The following is a 3986-nucleotide window of genomic DNA, read 5'->3' on the forward strand; positions in this document are numbered from 1 at the left end:
CCAGGGGCATGGACCAGATGTCGAGCCCTCCGGGGCCGCCCTTGCGCGTCGAGTTGAAGGTCAGGCGGCCGTCGTGAACCTCGGGTCCGAGCTCCACGCCGGGGCTGTTGGCGCGGGAGATCGGCTCGGGCGCAGTCCAACGGCCATCGGCCACGTGCGAACGCCAAATGTTCAGGTCGCCGCCAGGCCGCTCGCCCGTCGGCCGGTCGGAGACGAACCAGAGCGTGCGCCCGTCGGCGGAGATTTGCGGGTCGGAGTCGCTGTAGCGGGTGTCGGAAAAGCCGATCAGCTCCGGCTCTGCGCCCTTGCGGCGCACCAGGACCTTCGCGCGGGCGAACTCGGCGTCGGACCTGGCGAAAACCGCAAGCTCTCCGGAGCTCGCGACGGTGTAGTTGTAGTCGTTGCGCGGGGACGAGACCTCGCCCGGAGCGAGCTGGATGGCGAGGGCCGCCGCGGCGAAGATCTGGAGAGCTTGCATCGAGCTCCTCTAGCTGCGGCACAGGGGCGCCGCCAATCGGCGGCCGCCGGTCCGCGGAGCGACCTTTCGCCTCCGCCTTGCCATCGTGGACTTCGCCCCTTCCAATTGTCCAATGACCGACGACATCCGCGACCGCTCCCGCCGCACCCTCGCCGCCGCCCAGGCCGCGTATGAAGCCGACCCCACCCTCGCCCACACCGTCTGGTACGGCCGCGTCCTCGGCTTCCGCTACCGCATCGAGGAGGCCATCGCGGTGTTCAGCGAGGGGCTGGAGCGGTTTCCGGACTCGTTCGAGCTGCTGCGGCAGCGGGGGCACCGCTATTTATCGACGCGGCGCTTTGCCGAGGGGCGGGACGACCTGGCGCGGGCGGCGGCGCTGATCGAGGGCATGGACGAGTGGATCGAGCCGGACGGGCCGGGCAACGAGCTGCCGGTGCCAGCCACCAGCATCCAGTTCAACACCTGGTACCACCTGGCGCTCGCGCACTATCTGCTGCGGGAGTGGGATGCGGCGGAGGCCGCCTACCGCCGCTGTCAGGACTGGGTGCGGCCGGCCGACTATGACGGGCTCACCGCCTGCGCGGACTGGCTCTACATGACCCTGCGCCGCAAGGGCGACGCGGCGGCGGCGACGCAGGTGCTGGCGACCATCCCCGAGGGCCTGCCGGACGAGGCGTTCGTGGAGGGGCCCTCCTACTATCGCCGCCTGCGGATGTACCGCGGCGAGTTCCGGCCGGAGGATCTGTTGAGCCCGGACAAGGGCAGCCAGGTGATCCACGACGTGGAGACCATCTACGCGACGCAGGGCTACGGCGTCGGGAACTGGCATCTCTACAACGGCGAGACCGACCGGGCCCGCGAGGTGTTCGAGCAGATCCTGCAGGGCCGCAGCCGCTTCGCCTTCGGCTACATCGCCGCCGAACGCGACCTTGCCGAAATGGGCGCCCGCGAGCGCGCGGAGTCCTGACCCGGCAGGAACCTTGACCTTGGGCGCGCATTTCCCAGCTGCGCTGTAAGGAGGGGTGAGTGCTGCTGGAGCCCGGGACCACCTGCTGGCGTGTCGAGCGCGCCGCGCGCGCCGCGGTGATCATCGACATGGCGGACTACTTCGTGGCCGCGAAGGCGGCGATGAAGAACGCACGCCGCTCCATCCACTTCCTCAACTGGGCCTTTGACCCGGACACCGCTTTCGATCCGCTGCCCGGCGGCGAGGCGGCGGACGGCGACCGGATCGGGCCGTTCCTGAAGGCTCTGGCGGAGGAGAAGCCGCACCTCGACATCCGCCTGCTCTGCTGGAAGGCCTCGCTGCCCATTTCGGCGACCCAGAACTTCTTCACCGTCAAGGACCGGCGCTGCTTCACCGGCACGTCAGTGAAGATGAAGCTGGACGGCCATTTGCCGGTCGGCGCCAGCCACCATCAGAAGATGATCATCATCGACGACTGGCTCGCCTTCTGCGGCGGCGGGGACATCGGCCCGGACCGCTGGGACACCGCCTGTCACGAGGACGACGACGCCCGGCGTGTCCGCAGGGGCGGCAAGTGCTATCCCTCGCGCCACGAGCTGATGAGCGCCCTCGAGGGCGAGCCGGCCAGGGCTCTGGGCGAGCTGTTCCGCGAGCGCTGGCGCTCGGCCACCGGCCAGGACGTGCCGCGCCCGCTGGAAGCGCCGCAGGTCTCGCCTTGGCCATCCTGCCTGGCCCCGACCTTCGGCCCCGTGCCGGTGGGGATCTCCCGCACCCGCTCGCCGTTCCGCGGGCAGCCCGAGCTGCGCGAGAACGAGGCCCTGTTCCTGGCCCTGATCGCTAAGGCCAAGCGTCTGATCTACCTCGAGAACCAATACATGACCTCGCCGATCATGGCCGAGGCGCTGGCCGCGCGGCTGGAGGAGCCGGACGGCCCAGAGGTGGTGCTGATCTCCACCCTCCACTGCCCCAGCTGGTTCGACCAGATGACCATGGACCGGACCCGCAGCGTCTTCCTGAAGCGGCTGGAGCTGGCGAACAAACACCGACGGCTGCACACCTTCTGCCCGGTCACCGAGAGCGAGCGGATCATCATCGTCCACGCCAAATTGGCCATCATCGACGACGACCTGGTGCGGATCGGCTCCACCAACCTCAACAACCGCTCGTCAGGCTACGACACCGAGTGCGACGTCTCGATCGAGGCCGCGGGACCGACAGCGGCGCGGACGCGGATGGAGATCCGCGACCTGCGCAGCCGCGAGGTCGCCCACTGGCTCGGTGTCTCGGCGGCGGAGGTCGAGGCGGCGACGGTCAAGGCCGGTTCGCTTGGCGGCGCCATCGCCCTGCTGCAGGCGGGTGGTGCGCCACGCCTGCAAAGGCTCGAGCCGCAGAAGCTCGGCCCCCTCGCCGCCTTCATCGCCGCCCACCACATCGGTGATCCGATCAGCCGGGCGGACGCGTGGCGTCCGTGGCGGCGCAGGCGCGCGATGGCGGCCAGGCTCGCAGAACAGAAGCGGCGGCTCGCAGCGGCCGGCCTGCCCGCGCCGCCGGCCAGGGAGATCAAGGAGGCGGTCTGAGGTGTCAGCCCGCCGCCGTCGCGGCTGAGCGTTCGCGCTCGCGGCGGTCGAAGTCGGCGGCGAGGCTCGCGATCGTGACCTTTCCGAAACGCGCCAGCAGGCGTTGCTCGGCCTCGGCCAGAGCGTCGCCCAGGGCGGCGTTGACCGCCTGCTCGACGAGGCACTCGGGCGCGTCATCGGCGATTCCGATGGCGAACAGCGTCGGCTTTCCCAGGGCGTCATAGATGTCGCGCAGGGTGATGCTCTCCAGAGGCCTGGTGAGCACCCATCCGCCACCGTGGCCCTTCTCGGAGGCGACGAAGCCCCTGTCCCGCAGCCCGGCCATCGTCCGGCGCACCACGACCGGGTTGGTGTTGAGCATCCGGGCGATGACCTCGGAGGTCACCGGTCCGTCGTGCCGCGCCATGTGGATGAGCACGTGGAGCATGCGGGAGAGGCGGCTGTCGGTGCGCATTCCGCTTCTTACATCCTCTCCTCACGAAACAAAAGAAGTTGCGGAAAGGCGGCTGGCAGCGCATATGTAACACCGGTAGATACATGAGGTGCGGACGTGCTCTATGACGTGATCATCGTGGGCGGCAGCTTCGCTGGCCTGTCGGCCGCCATGCAGCTGGCCCGGGCGCAGCGCAGGGTCCTGCTGGTGGACGCAGGCCGACCGCGCAACCGGTTCTCTGAAGCCTCCCACGGCTTCCTGGGCCAGGATGGGGCCTCGCCGGCAACGATCGTTCGGGAGGGGCTGCGGCAGCTCTCGGCCTACCCGACGGTCGATTTTGTCGACGGCCAGGCTGTGGCGGCGCGGGCCGCCGGTGACGCCTTCGCCGTGGACCTGGCCGATGCGGGCGTCGCCGAGGGGCGGCGTCTCGTGCTGGCGACCGGGCTGGTCGACGACCTGCCGCTGCCTACCATGTCGCCCCGCTGGGGCGTCAGCGTACTGCACTGCCCCTATTGCCACGGCTACGAGGTG

5 protein-coding genes are annotated in these 3986 nt (G+C 69.8%); 3 read left to right on the top strand and 2 right to left on the bottom strand.

The genetic code is table 11. From position 1 onward, the window contains the following. Positions 1-478 (bottom strand): hypothetical protein (locus VHK87_RS09400; RefSeq protein WP_329634638.1); only part of this gene is annotated, 478 nt, incomplete at its 3' end. Between the two features lie 112 nt (positions 479-590). On the opposite strand from VHK87_RS09400, the gene VHK87_RS09405 reads away from it, so the two are divergent. Together VHK87_RS09405 and VHK87_RS09410 are read left to right on the top strand one after the other, a co-directional pair. Beyond that, positions 591-1445, top strand: coding sequence for a hypothetical protein (locus VHK87_RS09405; protein ID WP_329634639.1), 855 nt, complete (start codon positions 591-593; stop codon positions 1443-1445). Positions 1446-1504: 59 nt separating this feature from the next. Further along, positions 1505-3022, top strand: coding sequence for a phospholipase D-like domain-containing protein (locus tag VHK87_RS09410; RefSeq protein ID WP_329634640.1), 1518 nt, complete (start codon positions 1505-1507; stop codon positions 3020-3022). Positions 3023-3026: 4 nt separating this feature from the next. Here VHK87_RS09410 and VHK87_RS09415 read toward each other — a convergent pair whose 3' ends face one another. Beyond that, the gene (locus VHK87_RS09415; protein ID WP_329634641.1) at positions 3027-3476 is read right to left on the bottom strand and encodes an Rrf2 family transcriptional regulator; all 450 of its coding nucleotides are present in this window, start codon (positions 3474-3476) and stop codon (positions 3027-3029) included. 96 nt (positions 3477-3572) lie between these two features. On the opposite strand from VHK87_RS09415, the gene VHK87_RS09420 reads away from it, so the two are divergent. Then, positions 3573-3986, top strand: a 414-nt coding sequence (locus VHK87_RS09420) for an NAD(P)/FAD-dependent oxidoreductase (RefSeq protein WP_329634642.1), incomplete at its 3' end; no start/stop codon positions are given.

It is taken from the genome of Phenylobacterium sp., from assembly GCF_036263695.1.
Classification (GTDB): Bacteria; Pseudomonadota; Alphaproteobacteria; order Caulobacterales; family Caulobacteraceae; genus Phenylobacterium.